We start from the raw sequence: 19,043 nt of genomic DNA, 5'->3' as shown, positions 1-19,043 counted from the left end.
AATTCATCCTGTTAAAATATGATTACATGGAGACGGTGCTTGTAACTGGTGGGGCTGGATTTTTAGGAAGTCACCTTTCTGAAAAATTGCTTGGTGAGGGAAGCGAAGTTGTTTGCGTTGACAATTTGATAACAGGTTCTCAAAAGAATATTGCGCATCTTCTTAACGATAAGAACTTTACTTTCATAAACCATGATGTAATAAAACCTTTTTCGAATCGTAAATTTAAATTTAATAAGATTTACCACCTCGCTTCCCCGGCTGATCCAAATTCCAACTCGCCATTTTCTTATTTGGCTCATCCTTTTGAAACGATGCTCGTAAACACAACGGGAACTTGGAATATGTGTGAGCTTGCCGCTCGTCATGGCGCTAAATTAAGTTTTGCCTCGACGAGCGAGGTGTATGGCGACCCGGAAAGGTCTCCTCAGGGTGAGGATTACAGGGGAAATGTTTCAACGATTGGCCCAAGATCGGTTTACGATGAGGCAAAAAGATTTGGGGAGACAATTGTTTCCGCTTTTGTGAGAAAGAAAGGACTTGATGGGCGAATCACCAGAATTTTTAATACTTATGGCCCAAGGATGAATCCAAGCGAAGGGAGAGCGGTTGTTAATTTTATAAATCAGGCACTTTCTGGGGAACGAATTACTATATATGGCGACGGAAAACAGACGAGATCTTTTTGTTACGTTGACGATCAAATAGAGGGACAAATTGCCGCAATGGAAGAAGGCAGTAGTGGAGAGATATATAATCTTGGTAATGACGACGAAAAAACAATTTTACAGTTTGCGCAAATGATAAAGGCGCTTACTAATAGCTCCAGCGAAATTATTTTTTCCGAGCCTTTACCTGAAGATGACCCTCTTATCAGGAAGCCTAATACGAACAAAGCGAAAAGAGACCTCGGGTGGCAACCAAAAATACCGCTTGAGGAAGGTCTTCAGAAAACCATCGAATACTTCAGATCAACTTCGTAAATATGCACAAAATATTAGTAACAGGTTGTGCAGGTTTTGTCGGTTCGACTCTTGTTGAGAGACTCCTTGGCGATGGACATGCTGTAGTTGGAATTGACAACTTTAATAATTATTACGACCCACAAATTAAAGAGAGGAATCTTGATCACGTTCTTGGTTCTAAAAATTTTAAATTGTTTCGCGCTGACATATTGGACTTTAAAAAGCTTACTGAGATATTTAAAGTCGAAAAATTTGACAAGATTATCCATTTGGCGGCGAGGGCCGGTGTTCGTCCTTCAATAGAGGACCCGCTTCTGTATTCACAAGTGAATGTTTTGGGAACAACAAATCTTCTAAAGGCAGCTAGCGACATGAACGTGAAGCAGTTTATATTCGGCTCTTCTTCTTCCGTTTATGGAAACAGCAAGCAAATTCCGTTCACCGAAGATGATCTTTGCGAAAATATTGTTTCTCCATACGGAGCTTCTAAGAGAGCTGCAGAGTTTTTTGCTAGGAGCTTTCATAAAAATTTCGGCCTTAAAATTGTAATTTTGCGATTTTTTACGGTCTATGGTCCGAAGGGTAGAGTTGACATGGCGCCTTCACTTTTTACTAACGCCATACTTGAAGACAAACCCATTATAAAGTTTGGCGAGGGAGATAGCAGTCGAGATTATACGTACATTGATGATATTATTGACGGCATAGTAAAAACTCTCGAAACTGACTTGGATTTTGAGATCATAAATTTGGGAAACAGTAACCCGGTTTCATTAAATGAGTTTATTGAAACTTTAGAAAAGTTGCTTTCTTTAAAAGCTGTTATTAAAAATATGCCTATGCAAAACGGTGATGTTGAAAATACATGGGCAAATATTGTAAAAGCTAAAAAACTTTTGGGGTGGGAGCCAAAAGTTCAGTTTACTGCGGGCCTTACAAAATATGTTGAATGGTTAAGAGCACAATAACAAGAAGGCTAACACCGACAATGAAAAATTATGAGCTTACAATTGCACCAAAACAAAAATGGCATTTGGTAAGTTTAAAAGAATTGTGGCGATATAGAGAACTTTTTTTTATTCTTTCCTGGAGAGACATCAAAGTACGCTATAAGCAGACTTTCCTTGGAATAATTTGGGTTATTTTCCAACCCCTGGCAACGACAGGAATATTTACTATTTTTTTTGGCAGGCTTGCCAATATTCCTTCCGGAAATTTGCCTTATGAATTATTTGTATTTATTGGTCTTGTATTTTGGATATTTTTTTCCGCAAGTGTAACTGCAGCGAGTAATTCGATGGTCGAAAATGTCAATATAATAAAGAAGGTTTATTTTCCGAGGGAAATACTTCCAATTTCAGCAATCATTACCTCGTTTGTTGATTTTGCGATTGCGTTTTTGGTTGTTTTGATTGTTACTTTTTATTTTGGGTTCGTTCCTTCGCCTACCATTTTTATTTATTTGCCAATTGTAATTCTGATTATTTTTTTGACTTCTTCCGGAATTGGCCTTTTTCTTGCTTCATTTAATGTGAGGTACAGGGACGTTAGATACATTTTGCCTTTTTTTATTCAATCTATGCTTTTTTTGACTCCCGTTATTTATCCCTCTGCGGTTGTAAGGGATTCTTTTAGACCTATTTTAGCCTTCAACCCAATGACTGGTGTAATTGAGACCATGAGGATAGTCCTTTCCGGATCAGGCAGGGTAGACTTGGGCGTGCTTTTTATATCCTCAGTTTTTTCGTTAATCGTGTTTGTTATTGGTCTCACTTATTTTAGGGTGACAGAAAGATTCTTTGCCGATATTGCATGAGTTCGATTATCGAAGTTAAATCGGTTTCTAAAAAATATAGGGTTGCGGAAAGACAACAATATTATTCACTTCGTGACTCGATTGCTCAAATTGCCAAAAACCCTTTATCTGTTTTTAGTTCAAAAAGAGAAGATGAGTTCTGGCCTCTAAAGAACGTTTCTTTCAACGTTGGCGCTGGCGAAGTTGTCGGTATTATCGGTAAAAATGGCGCCGGCAAAAGCACGCTACTGAAGATTCTTTCTCAGATTACTCCTCCCACAAAAGGAAAAATTACACTCAGGGGGCGTACTGCGAGTTTGCTTGAAGTTGGGACCGGATTTCATCCGGAGCTGACAGGACGAGAGAATATTTTTTTAAATGGTTCCATTTTGGGCATGACTCGATTGGAAATAAAGTCTAAATTTGACGAGATTGTTTCTTTTGCCGAGATGGAGAAATTTTTAGATCTGCCGGTTAAACATTATTCTTCTGGAATGTATACAAGGCTGGCTTTTGCTGTGGCTGCTCATTTGGAACCCGAAATACTTATTGTCGATGAGGTTCTTTCGGTGGGTGATGCAGCGTTTCAATCGAAAAGTCTGGGGAAAATGCAGGATGTAAGTAAGCAGGGCAGAACTGTCCTTTTTGTTTCTCATAATCTGCCTGCAGTTATAAATATCTGTCGGCGCGTTATCTATTTAAAAGACGGAAAAATTGTTGCAGACGGCAACGCTGAAAAAATAGTCTCGAGGTATTTGGAAGAAACAAGGAGCAATGCTTCACTTAAAAAAAGGGTTGCGAGCCGTATGTTTGCGAATAATGTTGTGCGGCTTATCAACGTCAAAGCCTTGGATAAGCATAATCGCTTGTCTAATACTTTTGATATACGAAAACCTATAACCGTAGAAGTCGAATTTGAGGTTTTGAAAAATAAGCAGAGCTTTTCTGCGAATGGGGACCGCTGGGTCGGATGCAATTTACAAATTATAAATAGTGAAGGCCTAACCATTTTTAATTCTGCTGAGGATATAGACAGGAAAATCAGAATGAAAAAAAGTGGAAAATATAAAAGTAGATGTGTGATTCCGGGAAATTTTTTATCTGAAGGAGTTTTTTCTGCTAGGGTTACTGTCGTTGATGAGGAGAGTGGCAAGACGCGAGAGGTCGATGTTCCTGACGCGGTTGTTTTTGATGTAGTTGATCCGACTGAAGGAAACTCGGTTCGCGGACACTCAACAGGATTTTATCCTGGCGTCGTAAGGCCCATGCTTAAATGGCAGAGACATTCATTGAATGATTAACAAAATGGGTATATATTTAGTTTTTAAAACTAATGTTAGCAAGATCACTTTCTGCCTTTCAAATCTTTAGACAATGGGACAAATCAAAAAAGTATTAATTACGGGTATAACCGGATTTGTGGGAAGTCATATGGTGGATTATATTCTAGAGAACCAGCCGGGAGTTGAAGTTGTCGGATTCGTCAGGTGGAGATCTCCAAAAGATAACATAAAGCACGTTTTGGATCGTGTAATTTTAGAATACGGCGATTTGGTTGATCCCTTTTCCACTCGCGGTGTACTTTTAAAACATAAGCCCGACGTTATTTTTCATCTTGCCGCGCAATCTTATGTAGATTTTAGTTTTATCGCTCCAATTGGGACGCTTGAAGCGAATGTTATTGGAACGGGCAATCTTTTGGAGAATGTTAAACAGCTAAAAGATGAAAAGGGTTATGACCCAATTATTCATGTTTGCAGCTCTTCCGAAGTTTACGGACAGGTTTTGAAAAGCGAAATACCTATTGTCGAAACTAATCCTTTTAGGCCGGCATCGCCTTACGCGGTTTCTAAAGTTGCAGAGGACATGTTGGGTTTTCAGTATTGGTCGTCTTGGAAAATTAGGGCGATAAGAACACGCATGTTTACACACGAGGGTCCAAGAAGGGGTGAAGTTTTTGCGCCCTCGAATTTCGCAAAGCAAGTTGCAGCCATCGAGGCTGGCAAACAAAAGCCAACTGTGTATGTCGGAAATTTAAAAAGCGTCAGAACTTTTATGGACGTGAGGGATGCTGTTCGCGCTTACTGGCTTTTGGTTACCAGGTGTAGAGCAGGCGAAGTTTATAATATTGGCGGAGTTGAAACGATGACTATTGGGCAGATGTTAAATAAGCTAATAAAAATGTCGACGCGAGATGATATAAAAATCATAGTTGACAAAAAAAGGTTGAGGCCTTCTGATGTCACACTTCAAATTCCTGCTGTTGGTAAGTTTAGTCGCGAAACCGGTTGGAAGGCTGAAATTCCCTTTGAAAAAACGCTTCTTGATATGCTCGATTACTGGAGAGATTACTATGCAAGATAAATGACTCGCAAAAATTTAAACCTTAAACTCTTCGAAAAAGCCTATCTTATCAGAAGAGCTGAGGAAAAAATTATAGAAGTCTACGATAGTAATGAAATGAAAACACCCATGCACATGTCTATGGGTGAAGAGGCAATTGTTTCTGGGGTAGCCAGCGCCCTATCCGGCCTTGATCTTCTTTTTGGAACTTATAGAAGTCATGGCCTTTATCTGGCAAGAAGCGGAGATACTTTTAGGTTTTTTTCTGAAATGTTTGGGCGGGAGAGCGGGGTTGTTCGCGGTAAAGGTGGTTCGATGCATCTGTCTGATCCGGATCGGGGTTTGGTTGCAACTTCTGCGGTTGTTGCAAGCACTATTCCTGTTGCGGTTGGGTCAGCTTATGCGCTGAAAAAGAAAGGAACAAGAGGCGTAAGCGCCGTTTTTTTTGGGGATGGGGCAATAGATGAAGGTAGTTTTTGGGAGAGTTTAAATATGGCAAGCCTTTTTAAGCTTCCTGTTCTCTTTGTTTGCGAAGACAATGGTTTTGCCGTTCATACGCCACCCGCGCTTAGACATGGATATAAATCGATTTCGGCTATTGTTTCAAGGTTTAACTGTTCCGTTTTTTCTTCCACTTCGACGGACGCTGAAGTCGTCTTTAATCTTGCAAGCCGTGCTAAAAATGCAATTTTTGCAAAACAGACCCCAGCATTTATTTACCTAAAGTACTATAGATATCTGGAACATGTAGGTACCCACGAAGATTTTAGTGCCGGTTACAGATCACAAGAGGAGTACCAGAAATGGCTTAAAGTCGATCCTTTAAAAATTCTGGCGTCAAAACTCAAAAAGCTGGGGGTCGGCAAGGGGGAACTGGATAAAATTTGCAAGGACATTGATCTTGCGGTCGAAAGATCCTTTAAAAAAGCCAGGAATTCAGCTTTCCCTAATCCTGCGGAACTTTATAAAAACGTATTTCATGAAAAGTAGAAGAATCAGTTATAGAGATGCAATAAGGGAAGGGCTTCAGGAAGAAATGAAGCGCGATAAAAACGTTTTTATTTACGGAATAGATGTTGCTGACTTTAAAGGCATTTTCGGTTCAACGATTGGACTGAAAGAGGAATTCGGCGATAGGGTTTTTAGCACTCCTCTTTGTGAAGATTCCCTTGTGGGTTTTGGGCTAGGCGCAGCAGTGTCAGGACTTAAACCTATAAATGTCCACATAAGGGTTGATTTTTTGCTGCTTGCAATGAACCAGCTTGCAAATATGGTGTCGAGTTTCCATTACGGTTCCGGGGGTAAGCTTAAGGTGCCGCTTGTTATCAGGGCGATTATCGGAAAAGGGTGGGGTCAGGCTTATCAACACAGTAAAAGCCTTCAATCATATTTTGCCCATTTACCGGGACTTAAAGTTGTGATGCCAACTACTCCCCATGACGCGAAAGGGCTTTTGATCTCTGCAATAAGAGACGAAAATCCGGTTATCGTTCTTGAGCATCGCATGCTTTATGACGTTGTGGATAAAGTTGACGATGAAAATAAGCTAGTTCCGCTTGGTAAAGCGAATGTGTTGAGGCGCGGAGGTGACATCACGATTGTTGCTACATCTTATATGAATGTGGAGGCAATCCACGCCGCAAATATTTTGAAGAAGCGAGGAATTAGTGCAGAAGTAGTAGACGCCCGGTCGATTTATCCTTTTGACAGCGAGACGATTCTAAAATCGGTCGAAAAAACAGGACATGTAATTGTTGCTGACTATGACTGGACTTTTTGTGGTTTTAGCGCCGAGGTGGCGGCAATCATTTCTGAAAAAAGTTTTTCAAGTTTAAAATCTCCAGTAAAACGCCTCGGGTTCGCTTTCGCGCCGGCACCGTGCACGAGACCTTTGGAAAATCTTTTTTATCCAAATGCCGAGGTGATAGTACGGTCGGTTGAGGAGAAATTAGGACTTAAATCCACTAACCTGAAAGGCGAAGAGTTTTTCACTTACGAAAATAAGTTTAGGGGACCTTTCTAGTGAAGCATTCTCCCAAAAAAATTAGAGTTGCCGATTATGTCGTGCAATTTTTAGTCAAGAACCGGATGAGAGACATTTTTCTCTTGACCGGTTACGGCGCTATGTATTTGAACGATGCGATAGCAAAGGAGAAAAAAATTAATTACTATTGCGTACGAAATGAGGCAGCATCTCCGATGATGGCCGAAGCGTATGCGAGGTTAAAACAGTCCCCAGGCGTGGTTTGCCTAACAGCGGGGCCGGGAGCAACGAACGCAATTCCCGGTCTTGCAGAAGCTTGGGTAGACGCTGCTCCTGTTTTAGTGATTTCAGGACAAGTGGAATTAAGACACACAACTCATAAGGTTAACCTTAAGAGCTTGAGGAGTTTCGGTACGGCAGAAATTAATATTATCCCGGTTGTAAAACCTATGACAAAATACGCACAAATAATCACAAACCCAACTTCAATCAGATATCATTTAGAAAAAGCGCTTTATTTGGCAACAAGTGGAAGACCCGGCCCGGTTTGGCTCGACATTCCCCACGATGTCCAGAGTGCCCTTGTTGACCCCCTCAGCCTTAAGGGTTTTAAGGTGCCCAAGAACAATTTAAACAGGAATCTCCAAAGAGATGTTTCAAGAGTACTGACGATGTTTGGCAAATCAAAGAGGCCTCTAATTGTCGCCGGACACGGAATTAGACAAGGAAAAGCAATTGGATCTTTTAAAAAACTTGTCGACTCCTGCGGTGCGCCTGTTGCTTTTTCCAGGCTGGGTATAGATATTCTTCCTTATAGTGATGAGCACAATATGGGGCTCGCGGGGATTAGGGGAAATCGTTTTTCCAATCAAGTTATGAAACAGGCCGATTTTGTTTTTGTTCTTGGAAGCAGACTCGCAATTCCTTTTGTCGGTCCTAACTTGGATTGCTTTGACAGGCGCGCAAAAATAGCAGTCGTTGACATAGAGGGCGATGAACTGAAAAAACCTGGTGTCAAAATTGATATTTCTTTGAACTACGATGTCAAAGATTTTATCGAGCACCTTTACCTAAAACTTCCAAGGAAAATTTCAGTTGAGAGACGAGCTTGGCTCAAAAGTTGTCAGGAACTGAAAGCTAAATATCCGGCAGTTGACAAGAGTATGAAAAGGAATCCAATTGATCTTTATTACTTCATGTACAAATTGGATCAGATGGCCAATAAAAACCACGTTATGGTGACAGATTCAGGGTCGAATTATTACATAGGCGGTCAGGTGTGGCAATTTAATAGCGGCCAAAGAGAAATAACATCCGGCACTTTTGGGGCCATGGGGCTTAGTATTCCTTTGGCAATCGGCGCGAGTGTCGAAGATAAGAATTCTCAAATTCTTGCGGTGACGGGAGATGGTTCACTTGAGCTCAATATTCAGGAATTGAAGACAATTTCTTATTATGGACTTAATGTAAAGGTCTTTGTAATCAATAATGGCGGCTATGTTTCTATGAGGAGATGGCAGGATACTTTTTTTGAAGGGAGGCGTATCGGCTCGGATGATAAAACGGGGATAGCGGTTTTAAATTTAAGGCGAGTTGCCGAGGCTTTTGACCTGAACTATGAAATCATCGACAGGTGGCAGGATATTAGTGAAAAACTTAAAAAAATCATGGCTGACGACAACCCAATTTTTGTCGAAGTAGTTTGCGACAGTAAGCAAAAGCTTATCGAGCCTATTAGTCCAAATGACATGCAAATATGAAGAAGCAAAGCCTTTCTGCGAAGAAGCGGGGCTTGCGGTCCTCGTCTTCGACTGCGGGCCTAAAAGCCGATCTTAAAGATAAATCAAGGTGGGTACGACTCGAGGTTTTAAACGCGGCCGCGAAAAGCGGTAAGGCTCATCTTGGAGGAACTTATTCTTGCGTCGAATTACTGGTGGCTTTGTATTACGGAAAAATTTTACGTTATAAAACGAATAATTTGAACTGGGAAAATAGGGATCGGTTTATCTTAAGTAAGGGACATGCCTGTACCGCTCTTTACGCAATCTTTTTAGATTTAGGAATAATTTCAAAAGAGATGTATAGCTCTTACGGCGAAAATGGTGGACTTGGAGGTCAGCTGGAAACATGGATAAACGGGGTGGATTTTAACACGGGTTCAATTGGTCATTCGGTTGGGGTTGCTGCCGGCATTGCTCTCGCTGCTAAAAAAAACGGGGAAAATTACAGAGCATATACTATTATCGGCGATTCTGAGCCTTTCGAGGGTTCTATTTGGGAATCGGTTATTTTCGCAAGTGATTACAAACTCAATAATTTAGTCGTAATTATAGACAGAAACAGATTAATGGTAACTGATGTCATCGATGACGAAGGACTGTATAAAAACTTTAAGGAGAAAATGATGAGCTTTGGGTGGAATATTTTTGAAATTAACGGTCACGATTTTGGTGAGATTCTGGGCACATTTGGCAAGATTGAACTTTCTAAAAAGCCGGTAGTTGTTATCGCTAACACAATAAAGGGTAAGGGTGTTTCGTTTATGGAAAATAATTTAAGGTGGCATAACGCGGCGCTTTCCGAAGAAGAGCTAAGGGCGGCGAGAAAAGAAATTATAGAGGGATGATGTGAAGGTTTCTAAAGTTGACATCCGTGACGCTTTTTTTGAAGAAATATACAATCTGGGTAAAAGAGACAAGAACGTTCTGTTTATATCGGATGATTTGGACGCATTCGTTTTAAGAAAATTCAAAAAAGACTTCCCCGAGCAATTTATTAATATCGGTGTTGCTGAACAAAATATGATTGACGTTTCGGCGGGGCTTGCTGCTTCCGGGAAAAAGGTTTTTTGCTACGGTATTTGCTCATACGTTACGCTGAGGTGCTTCGAGCAGATAAAGTTCAGCGTCTGTAGTATGAATTTGCCCGTTACCATTATTGGCGTCGGCGCAGGTTTTTCATTCAGCTTTGACGGACCAACGCACCACGGAGTTATGGATATTGGAGCGATGAGGATACTTCCGGAAATTACTATTTATAATCCTTGTGATAATAAAACGGCGGCATTTAGTGTTCAAAGTTCATATAAAATGAATGGGCCTTCGTATATAAGACTCGACAAAGGATGCTTTCCGAATTTTTATAAAAACAGTAGAGATTTCAAAAATGGTTTTAGTATTTTAAGAGGGCTCAGGAGTGTAAATGTTATAAGCACAGGTTATATGACGTCGAGGGCTTTTGAAGTCTGCGAGGAATTGGTAACTCGCGGCATAGATGTTGGCCTTATCGATGTTTTCAGACTTAAACCAGTAAGTATGGAGCTTGCTGACATTTTAAAAAAATCCTCAAAATTAATAACTATTGAAGAGAACTCGGAAATCGGCGGTTTAGGAACTATAGTTGCTGACATAATTTCACAAGCAAAAAATAAAATAACTTTGAACAAACTAGCAGTTGCAGACAAACAATTTTCCGTTTTCGGTAGCCGAGAATGGCTGCTTTTACAAAACGGTCTTGACAACCGAAGCCTCACCAAGGAAATTTCTAGATATGCAAAAGAGTAGTTTTTTAAAACTTCCCCCAATTGGACAAGGAACGGGTTTTGATTTTAGTAAAGTTTCCCAAAAGAAATTTATCTATTTACTCCAGAAAGGGGTTTCACTTGGAATGACTTTTATCGATACGGCAGAGAGCTATGGAGACGGACTTGCCGAAAAGCTTGTTGGAGCCGCAATTAAAAAAAATAGAGCTCACGTAATTGTTGGTACTAAATTTTCTCCAGAACACAGTTCTTATGGCTCTGTAATTGCGGCTTGCAACGCGAGCCTTGAGAGGCTTAGTACAGACTATATTGACTTATATCAGGTTCACTGGCCGAACTATTCTGTATCTTTTGAGGAGACCTTTAGGGCGCTTTCCGATTTAGTTGGTGACGGGAAGGTAAGATATATTGGTGTTGGTAACTTCTCGCAAACTGAGCTTCAAAGAGCAAGCAAGTTACTCGGAAAAATCAAGCTCGCTTCGATCCAATCGGAATATAATATTTTCGAGAGATCCGTCGAATATAACGGGGTCTTCGATTATTGCCAACAAAATAATTTGCAGCTTGTTGCTTTTAGTCCTTTGGACCAGGGACGAATTGGCTCTATGAGCCCTCTTCAGAAAGAATTAATTGAAGGGTTGGCGATTAAATACGGAAAATCCGGGTCCCAAATAATTCTTAATTGGTTAACAAAAAATCGCTACGTCACAGGAGTACCAATGACGCTTAATGAAAGTCACCTTATCGAAAATTCTCTTGCTGCTTCGTTTGTAATGACTAAAAGTGAATACGACAAAATAGATAAAGCATTTTTTGCTAAGCTTCTGAGCGTTCCGGTTGAAAAGATAAGGGTGTCTGCGCATGGTGAACGGGATAGTCGGGTTTACCAAACTATTGATGAAGCCCTCGAGAATAAACTCAACTTTAATCCGAGCCCAAAGGAACTTGCTGATGTCATCAAAGAAGGAGGTTTGTTGAAACCAGTAAGGCTGGTACGTGCCAAAGGTTCGAATAAATATGATTTTGATTTGATTAGTGGAAGGATACGTTATTGGGCCTGGGTAATTGCGTATGAGGGAAAAAGGCCAATACCGGCGCATGTAAGGGAATATATTTAACTCTCTTTTTACTCTCTTTGATATAATGCGAAAAATTTACAGAATGAGTGGGAAAGTCGGAATTAAAAGATACTTAAGCGGCGAGGAGGCGGTTAACTACGAGGGGGCTGTCGACCTCTTTAAGAGCTCCCCTATTCCGGACGATCAAATTTTTTCAAATCTAGGATTATTTTTAAATTCTAAAGATTTGTCCAGAATTCTTTTTATGGATTTTTTGTACCGTCAGATAATTGACCTGCAGGGAGTGGTTATGGATTTTGGCACTAGGTGGGGACACAATATGGCGATATTTTCAGCACTGCGAGGAATTTACGAACCCTTTAATAGACACAAATTGATTGTTGGTTTTGATACGTTTAGCGGATTTCCAAGAATATCGAGGAAAGATGGACGGTCGGACTTGATGACTGCCGGCAATATTTCTGTTACTAAAAACTATGAAGACTATCTTGACAGGGTAATGAAATTTCAAGAAGGCTCTAATCCTCTTTCACATATTAAAAAATATGAGCTACGAAAAGGAGATGCTTCGGTCGAAACAGTTAAATATCTCAAAGAGCGTCCGGAGACGATAGTCGCGCTCGCCTATTTTGATTTCGACATATATGAACCAACAAAAAACTGTCTGCAGGCAATTTTACCCCACCTTGTAAAAGGAAGCGTAGTGGCGTTTGACGAACTTAATGATCATGATTCCCCGGGAGAAACGCTCGCACTAAAAGAAGTACTGGGCCTTAACAACATTAAATTAAGAAGGCTTCCCATTACATCGAGAACTTCGTATTTTGTATTTGAATAAAGGTAATTTTCCCACGCATTTTTGAGAGGACAGAAGGGCAACATGTTAGAAAAAAAAGTATTAAATAATTTTAGGAACAGGAGGGTCTTGGTTACCGGGGGTACGGGACTAATAGGCAGACAAGTTGTCGATATTTTAGTTGGAGCAGGCGCTCAAGTGAATATTGTTTCTCTCGATAAAATTAATGTGAATAAACATGCTCGCCATATTTACGGAGATTTAAGTAGTTTTGAATTTTGTAAAAAAATAGCAAAGAGAGTAGATTTTGCCTTTCACCTTGCCGGGATTAAGGGATCAATCGAAGTAACAAAGTCGAAGCCAGCAAGTTTTTTCGTACCGCTTCTTATGATGAATACTAATATTCTTGAAGCCTGTAGAGTTAATGGTGTTAAGAAGGTTGTGTATACAAGTTCTATTGGGGCGTATTCAAGCGCGTCGGTTTTTAAAGAAAAAAATGAAAGTGAAGAATTCGAGGGTCCCCCTATGGACATGTATCCGGGATGGGCAAAACGAATGGCTGAATTACAAATAAAAGCTTATAAAACTCAGTATGGCCTAGATAGCTTTGCCGTTGTCAGGCCTTGCAATGTTTACGGACCGGGAGATAACTTTGACCCGGAGAACGCAATGGTTATCCCTTCCCTCATGAGCAGGATTCACAATGGAGAAGATCCTGTTGTTGTTTGGGGTGACGGAAGTGCTATACGCGATTTTGCTTATAGTCGAGACGTCGCCGAAGGTGTAATTTTAGCGCTTCACTTTGGTACAAAAGGAGGCTTTGTAAATTTGGGCAGTGGTAAAGGAGTAACAATTAAAAAACTAGTTGCGACCATGCGAACCGTTGTTGATTTTAACTTTCGATTTGATTCTTCTAAACCGGCAGGTTTTCCAAAACGAGTTATGGACATTTCCCTTGCAAGAGAAATAATTCACTACAATCCCACTACGACACTTAATGAGGGGCTTAAGGAAACATGGAACTGGTATTTGAAAAACACGGAAGAGTTTTTGAAGAGAAAAAATTACTTTAAATCTAATTAATGAGTTCATTCGAAAAAATTAATTCAAATCCCCTTTTGGTTCAATACTTACTGAGGAAAAAGATCCTGAAAGATGAACCGGTTCGCTTGGTAGACGTTGGGGCAAGGGGCGGACGTGAATATTTTTGGGAGGCTTATAAGCCTTATATAGAGATAATCGGCTTTGACCCTGACAGGGCGGAATGCTTACGTTTAAATAAATACTCCGACAATAAAACTACTTACTTCCCTTACGCTTTATGGGAGACTGCACAAAAGAAGAAATTTTACGTTACAAAAAATTTACCATCCTCCTCATTTCTAAAAGCCAGGTCATTTTTTTTGCAAAGATTCCCGGACGAAGTGAATCTCAGGGTTAAAAAGGTCATCGAAGTGCAAACTACAACTCTTGACACATTTGCAAAAGATAACGAGGTTCCCTATGTAGATTTTATTAAATTGGACATAGAGGGTGGAGAGCTTTTTGCTTTAAAAGGTGCAGTAGAAACGCTTTCAAAAAATGTGCTGGGTGTTTCTGCAGAAATTGCTTTTTCAAGAACCCTCGAGTCGCAACCTTTATTTAGCGATCTTGATGTATTTCTGAGGAACCTAGGATTTGAGCTTTTTGATCTTTCACCGATTAGATTGGGCAGAAAATCAATATTTAAATCACCAGGCATTCAAGATAGTGGGCAAGTAATCTCGGCTCATGTTCTCTATTTCAGAGACGCTGTTGGTGAAATTCTAAAAGCCAAAAACTCGAGAAGCAAATTCTGGAACGAGGTAAGACTTTTAAAGCTTGCGTCGTTCATGGAGATTTTTGGTTTGATTGACTGTTCAATTGAAGTTCTTCAAACCGCCAGACGTTTAAAGCTTGTTGGTGATAAAGACACGGGAGAATTCTTAGTAAAAGTAGCAGATAATCAAAAAAAGAAGTCCGAGACTAACAGGACCATTAAGGATATTTTAAGTAGTATAATTCCGAGCGAAGCGAGAGATTACATCAGGCGAGCGAAGCGAGAGCTGATATAATTCGAAATTGAATTTTACGAAAATGAAGATTTTAAAAACGAAACTTGAGGGACTTTTGCTCTTTAACCTTGACCCCTTTGAAGATTTTCGTGGAGAGTATGTAGAGTTGTTCAACGAGAATTTGTATATTCGTGAAATTAAAAAAAACTTAAAAGGAACTATCTACGAAAAAGATGCTTCAAAGTTGAAGTTTGTGGAGGATGATATTTCGACTGGATCTCGAGGGGTATTGAAAGGGATTCATGGCGATCGTCGTACTTGGAAGTTGATCTCGTGTCTTTATGGAAAATTCTACATTGTAGTTGTTAACTGTAACAAAAACTCAAAAGACTTCGGCAAATGGGAAGGCTTTACACTTTCCGATAAAAATAGGGTTCAAATTTTAATTCCCCCTCTATATGGCAATGGCCATCTAGTTCTTTCAACTTACGACATTTATCACTATAAACAATCTTCTTACTACGACCCAAAAAATCAGTTCACAATAAAATGGAATGATCCTAAATATAATATTTGGTGGCCTGTCAAAAACCCCATTATTTCCAGGAGAGATGAGGAGGGCAGGATTGTTTAAAAATAAAAGAGTTGTCATTGCTGGCGGAGCTGGCTTTGTAGGATCAAATTTGATCAATAGGTTATTGAGTGAAGGAGCAACGATTAAAGCTACGGTTCATAAAAAATCTCCACAAATAATTAATTCTAAAATCGATTATGTAAGAGGCGATTTAACAAAAGGGGATTTTTGCAGAAAGATAGTTCGTGGGGCTGATTATGTTTTTATGTGTGCTGCAAACACGTCGGGTGCCGCGGTTATCGAAAAGACCCCACTTGTTCATGTTACCGGGAATATCATAATGAACTCCCTAATGCTCGAAGCCGCTTATGAAGCAAAAGCCAAGAAGTTTCTTTTTATAAGCAGTAATACCGTTTACCCTGTAACTAATCACCCAGTTCGCGAAAGTGAAATGATGAACGGAGAGCCTTTTTTCAAATATTTTCCGGTTGCCTGGATGAAGAGATATAGTGAGATTCTTTGCGAGATTTACGCAACTAAAATAAAGGATCCGATGAATGTTGTTGTTGTCAGACCCGCAAATCTTTATGGTCCTTATGACGACTTTGCTTGGGAAACGTCGCATGTAGTCCCGGCTCTTGTGAGAAAGGTTATCGAGAGGCATAATCCGATCGAAGTTTGGGGTGACGGACGAGATGTGAAGGACTTAATGTATGTTGACGATTTTATCGAAGGAGTAATGCTCGTAGTCACGAAACTTAAAAAGTTTAAGCCGCTCAATATCGGCACGGGTATTCCGGTGAGCGTTAGGGATGTTTTGAAAATTCTAATAGAAGTTGAAAATTTTGATGACGCCAAGATTGTTTTTGATAAAACTAAACCGACGATGATAAAAAAGAGACTGATTGATGTTTCCCTTGCGAGGAGGCTGGTAGGCTTTAAATCAAATACTACTTTGAGGGAAGGGTTGCAGAAGACTGTAGAATGGTACAAGCAAAATGGTAATTTCAAGAACTCCTTTTAGGATTTCATTTTTCGGCGGTGGTACTGATTATCCGGCGTGGTATGAAAAAAATGGCGGCGGTGCTGTTATTGCCGCTTCGATTAATAAATATTGTTACGTTACATGCCGTCACTTGCCGCCTTTTTTCAAATACAACTATAGAATTAGGTATACAAAACAGGAGCATAAAAGGAATATTAGTCAAATAAATCATCCTTCGGTTCGCGAGTGCCTAAAGTTTGTAGGCCATGAGTCGGGGCTGGAAATGCAACACAATGCGGACCTTCCAGCAATGTCCGGATTGGGGTCAAGCTCTTCTTTTACGGTTGGTTTTTTGAATTCTCTCTATGGCCTCGAAGGAAAAATGGTGGATAAACTTCAACTTGCGCAGGATGCTATATATGTTGAGCAAAAATTGATAAAAGAAAACGTCGGTTCTCAAGATCAAACAATCGCAGCTTTTGGAGGTTTGAACAGAATTGAATTTTCTGCTGGTCCCACAATAAAGGTGACTCCAATTATGATGAACCAGGGTAGACAAAATTTACTTCTTGACCACTTGATGCTTTTTTTTACCGGGTTTTCCAGGAATGCTTCCGATGTAGCCAAAAGCCAGATTAAGGCAACATCGAAGAAAAAAAGAGAGCTTAAAAAAATGCTTCGACTTGTTGATGATGCTCAAAAAATATTGGTTAGCACAAAAGCGCCAATTGAGGACTTTGGTCGGCTTCTTGATGAATCGTGGGCAATTAAGAGGAGCCTAACGACTAAAATTTCTAATAAAGTTATCGACGACCTTTATCTGAGTGCAAAAGAAGCCGGAGCTTTGGGAGGCAAACTGTTAGGAGCGGGGGGGGGTGGCTTTATGCTTCTTTTTGTAAAGCCTGAAGAGCAGGAAAAGGTAAGGGCAAAACTTAAGAGGCTACTATTTGTGCCATTTAAATTCGAGAGCAATGGTAGTCAAATAATCTACAAGATGCCGAATGATTTTTAAACATGGATGCTGTAATACTTGCAGGGGGTAAGGGTGAAAGGTTAGGGAGGCTAACATCCAATACACCTAAACCTCTTATTAAAATTGGTAACAAACCTCTTCTTGAGCATCAAATTTTTCTATTAAAAAGATCTGGGGTAAAAAACCTCTGGATTCTTTCAGGCCATTTAGGAGACCAAATTGAAGATTACTTCGAAGACGGTGAAAGGTGGGGGTTAAGGATTCACCATTTAACAGAAGCGGTACCACTGGGTACGGCTGGGGCTATGAAACAACTCGAATTGCTTGTTAAAGATGATTTTGTTTTATTTTCCGGCGATGTAATGCTTGATATCGATCTTTATCGCCTGACTAAATTCCATAAAGCCCATAAAGGTTCTGTCGCGACAATTGTCGTCCATCCGAACGATCACCCATTTGATTCTGATTTAGTCGAGACTGACACCAACAATCAAGTAATTTCTTTTCTGGTAAGAAAGGACAAAGTTCATCCGAAAAGCCTGTTGTTTAAAAACTTAACTAATGCCGGTATTTTCATCTTTTCGCCAGAGATCTTTAAATATATTAAGAAGAAGGAGAAATCTGATCTTGAAAAAGATATATTTGAGGCAGTATTAAAGAGTGGCGGTAAGATCTTCGCCTACAACACTCCTGAGTACCTTAAAGATGTGGGTACTATCGCAAGGCTTAAAAGGGTAAGAGCGGACTATTCTTCTGGAAAGATCACTAGATTAAATTTGAAAAACAAAAGAAAAGCAATTTTTTTAGACAGAGACGGAACAATAAATGAGCATGATGGGACTCATAATGTGAGGTTTTCCAGTTTTAAATTATACCCATTTACGGCTCAGGCTATTAAAAAGATTAATAAATCGGATTTTTTAGCGATAGTAATCACTAATCAGCCAGCTATCGCAAAAGGTTTTATCAGAGTGGAAGAGCTAGATAGAATCCATAAAAAAATGGAGACGGAACTTGGACGAGAAGGGATAAAAGTGGATGCCATTTATTACTGCCCGCATCATCCGGAAAAAGGTTTTTATCGGGAGTTGGCAGAACTGAAAATAAACTGCAGTTGCAGAAAGCCTAAAATTGGGATGATAAGACAGGCTGTAAGAGATTTTAATATTGATCTTAATTCGAGCTATTTTATCGGAGATTCGACTGTGGATGCAGAGTGCGCAAAGAGAGCAGGCTTGAAGTTCATTGCAGTGGAAACCGGTTACGGATTATCTGACGGGCGATACGCTGTGCCGGAAGATACAGTTGTGACGAGAAATCTGTACAGAGCTGTTTCGATGCTGCTTTAATTTGCTTTTACTTTTTCGTCAATCTTTTCGCAAACCATGTGGATTACAAGAGCATGAATTTCTTGAATTCTTGCCGTTTTGTCCGAGGCGACCGAAAGAGATTTGTCTGCTAATTTTTTTGCTTTGTTTTTACTTTTGCCTGTTAATATCCAGGATTTTATTCCCTTTTTCTTAGCAGTTTGCAATCCGTTTAAAATATTTGGCGAGTTTCCAGATGTTGATACGCCTATTGCTAGGTCTTTTTTGTTTCCTAAAACTTCCAACTCTCTTGCGAATACCTCATCGAACCCGAAATCATTAGCGATTCCTGTTAAGTTGGCGGAGCTTGTTCCAAGTGCCAAGCAAGCGAGAGGTTTTCTTTTTTTAACAAATCTTCCGACAAATTCCTCTGCCCAATGGGCAGCTTGAGTAGCCGAACCGCCATTACCAAAGAAAATTACTTTGCCGCCTCGCCTAAGAGTTTCTTGAATGTCGGCTGCTAAATCGTTAATCTCTTCTGTTGGCAGTTCGAGAACAACCTTAACGTGATCTGAGATTATGTCATGAAAAAAATCTGGGTCGGACATTAGCGAGGACAGGAAGTCTATTTTTGCATAAATCAATTTTAATTTCTAGTAAGATCTGAT

General features: G+C 40.0%; 19 protein-coding genes. 18 read left to right on the top strand and 1 reads right to left on the bottom strand.

From position 1 onward, the window contains the following. Window positions 1–26 precede the first annotated feature (26 nt). The 18 genes from NUV69_04330 to NUV69_04245 all read left to right on the top strand — a co-directional run bounded on the left by NUV69_04330 (window position 27) and on the right by NUV69_04245 (window position 18,417). Entirely contained in the window at window positions 27–983 is a 957-nt protein-coding gene (locus NUV69_04330; GenBank protein ID MCR4324884.1) for an SDR family oxidoreductase, read from the top strand. 2 nt (window positions 984–985) lie between these two features. Further along, window positions 986–1,933, top strand: a complete 948-nt coding sequence (locus tag NUV69_04325; protein ID MCR4324883.1) for a GDP-mannose 4,6-dehydratase — start codon at window positions 986–988, stop codon at window positions 1,931–1,933. Beyond that, window positions 1,915–2,781, top strand: a complete 867-nt coding sequence (locus NUV69_04320) for an ABC transporter permease (GenBank protein MCR4324882.1) — start codon at window positions 1,915–1,917, stop codon at window positions 2,779–2,781. Before NUV69_04325 ends, NUV69_04320 begins: the two co-directional genes overlap by 19 nt. After that, entirely contained in the window at window positions 2,778–4,061 is a 1,284-nt protein-coding gene (locus NUV69_04315) for an ABC transporter ATP-binding protein (protein ID MCR4324881.1), read from the top strand. Before NUV69_04320 ends, NUV69_04315 begins: the two co-directional genes overlap by 4 nt. Before the next feature lie 73 nt (window positions 4,062–4,134). After that, complete coding sequence (locus tag NUV69_04310) at window positions 4,135–5,124, top strand: GDP-mannose 4,6-dehydratase (GenBank protein MCR4324880.1); 990 nt, start codon at window positions 4,135–4,137, stop codon at window positions 5,122–5,124. Continuing rightward, on the top strand, window positions 5,125–6,093 hold the full coding sequence (locus tag NUV69_04305) for a thiamine pyrophosphate-dependent dehydrogenase E1 component subunit alpha (GenBank protein ID MCR4324879.1): 969 nt from the start codon (window positions 5,125–5,127) through the stop codon (window positions 6,091–6,093). It begins immediately after the preceding gene. Next, window positions 6,083–7,126 (top strand): alpha-ketoacid dehydrogenase subunit beta, encoded by a 1,044-nt coding sequence (locus NUV69_04300; GenBank protein MCR4324878.1) that lies wholly within the window; start codon window positions 6,083–6,085, stop codon window positions 7,124–7,126. The genes NUV69_04305 and NUV69_04300 overlap by 11 nt, the downstream gene beginning before the upstream one ends. Beyond that, a complete protein-coding gene (locus tag NUV69_04295; protein ID MCR4324877.1) occupies window positions 7,126–8,847 on the top strand; it encodes a thiamine pyrophosphate-binding protein in 1,722 nt (573 codons plus the stop codon). The genes NUV69_04300 and NUV69_04295 overlap by 1 nt, the downstream gene beginning before the upstream one ends. Then, a complete protein-coding gene (locus tag NUV69_04290; GenBank protein MCR4324876.1) occupies window positions 8,844–9,713 on the top strand; it encodes a transketolase in 870 nt (289 codons plus the stop codon). The genes NUV69_04295 and NUV69_04290 overlap by 4 nt, the downstream gene beginning before the upstream one ends. A gap of 1 nt (window position 9,714) precedes the next feature. Then, window positions 9,715–10,650, top strand: coding sequence for a hypothetical protein (locus NUV69_04285; protein MCR4324875.1), 936 nt, complete (start codon window positions 9,715–9,717; stop codon window positions 10,648–10,650). Next, a complete protein-coding gene (locus NUV69_04280; GenBank protein MCR4324874.1) occupies window positions 10,637–11,746 on the top strand; it encodes an aldo/keto reductase in 1,110 nt (369 codons plus the stop codon). Before NUV69_04285 ends, NUV69_04280 begins: the two co-directional genes overlap by 14 nt. Before the next feature lie 25 nt (window positions 11,747–11,771). Beyond that, window positions 11,772–12,545, top strand: coding sequence for a class I SAM-dependent methyltransferase (locus tag NUV69_04275; GenBank protein MCR4324873.1), 774 nt, complete (start codon window positions 11,772–11,774; stop codon window positions 12,543–12,545). Window positions 12,546–12,587: 42 nt separating this feature from the next. After that, window positions 12,588–13,586, top strand: a complete 999-nt coding sequence (locus NUV69_04270) for an NAD-dependent epimerase/dehydratase family protein (protein MCR4324872.1) — start codon at window positions 12,588–12,590, stop codon at window positions 13,584–13,586. Continuing rightward, window positions 13,586–14,596 (top strand): FkbM family methyltransferase, encoded by a 1,011-nt coding sequence (locus NUV69_04265; protein MCR4324871.1) that lies wholly within the window; start codon window positions 13,586–13,588, stop codon window positions 14,594–14,596. Before NUV69_04270 ends, NUV69_04265 begins: the two co-directional genes overlap by 1 nt. 22 nt (window positions 14,597–14,618) lie before the next feature. Beyond that, a complete protein-coding gene (locus NUV69_04260; GenBank protein ID MCR4324870.1) occupies window positions 14,619–15,170 on the top strand; it encodes a dTDP-4-dehydrorhamnose 3,5-epimerase family protein in 552 nt (183 codons plus the stop codon). Then, window positions 15,091–16,134 carry an NAD-dependent epimerase/dehydratase family protein gene (locus NUV69_04255; GenBank protein MCR4324869.1) on the top strand — a complete coding sequence of 348 codons (1,044 nt, stop codon included), beginning with the start codon at window positions 15,091–15,093 and terminating at the stop codon, window positions 16,132–16,134. Before NUV69_04260 ends, NUV69_04255 begins: the two co-directional genes overlap by 80 nt. Continuing rightward, window positions 16,109–17,107: a kinase gene (locus NUV69_04250; protein MCR4324868.1), complete on the top strand. Its 999-nt coding sequence runs from the start codon at window positions 16,109–16,111 to the stop codon at window positions 17,105–17,107. The genes NUV69_04255 and NUV69_04250 overlap by 26 nt, the downstream gene beginning before the upstream one ends. Window positions 17,108–17,109: 2 nt before the next feature. Continuing rightward, window positions 17,110–18,417, top strand: coding sequence for an HAD-IIIA family hydrolase (locus tag NUV69_04245; GenBank protein MCR4324867.1), 1,308 nt, complete (start codon window positions 17,110–17,112; stop codon window positions 18,415–18,417). Here the strand turns inward: NUV69_04245 and NUV69_04240 are convergent. Further along, window positions 18,414–18,983, bottom strand: coding sequence for an SIS domain-containing protein (locus NUV69_04240; GenBank protein MCR4324866.1), 570 nt, complete (start codon window positions 18,981–18,983; stop codon window positions 18,414–18,416). The genes NUV69_04245 and NUV69_04240 overlap by 4 nt on opposite strands. Window positions 18,984–19,043: the final 60 nt, after the last annotated feature.

The organism is Candidatus Curtissbacteria bacterium, assembly GCA_024654445.1.
GTDB lineage: Bacteria > Patescibacteriota > Microgenomatia > Curtissbacterales > GWA2-41-24 > JANLHP01.
The sequence above is the reverse complement of the archived record's forward strand: the minus strand, read 5'-3'. Positions and strand labels throughout refer to the sequence as shown.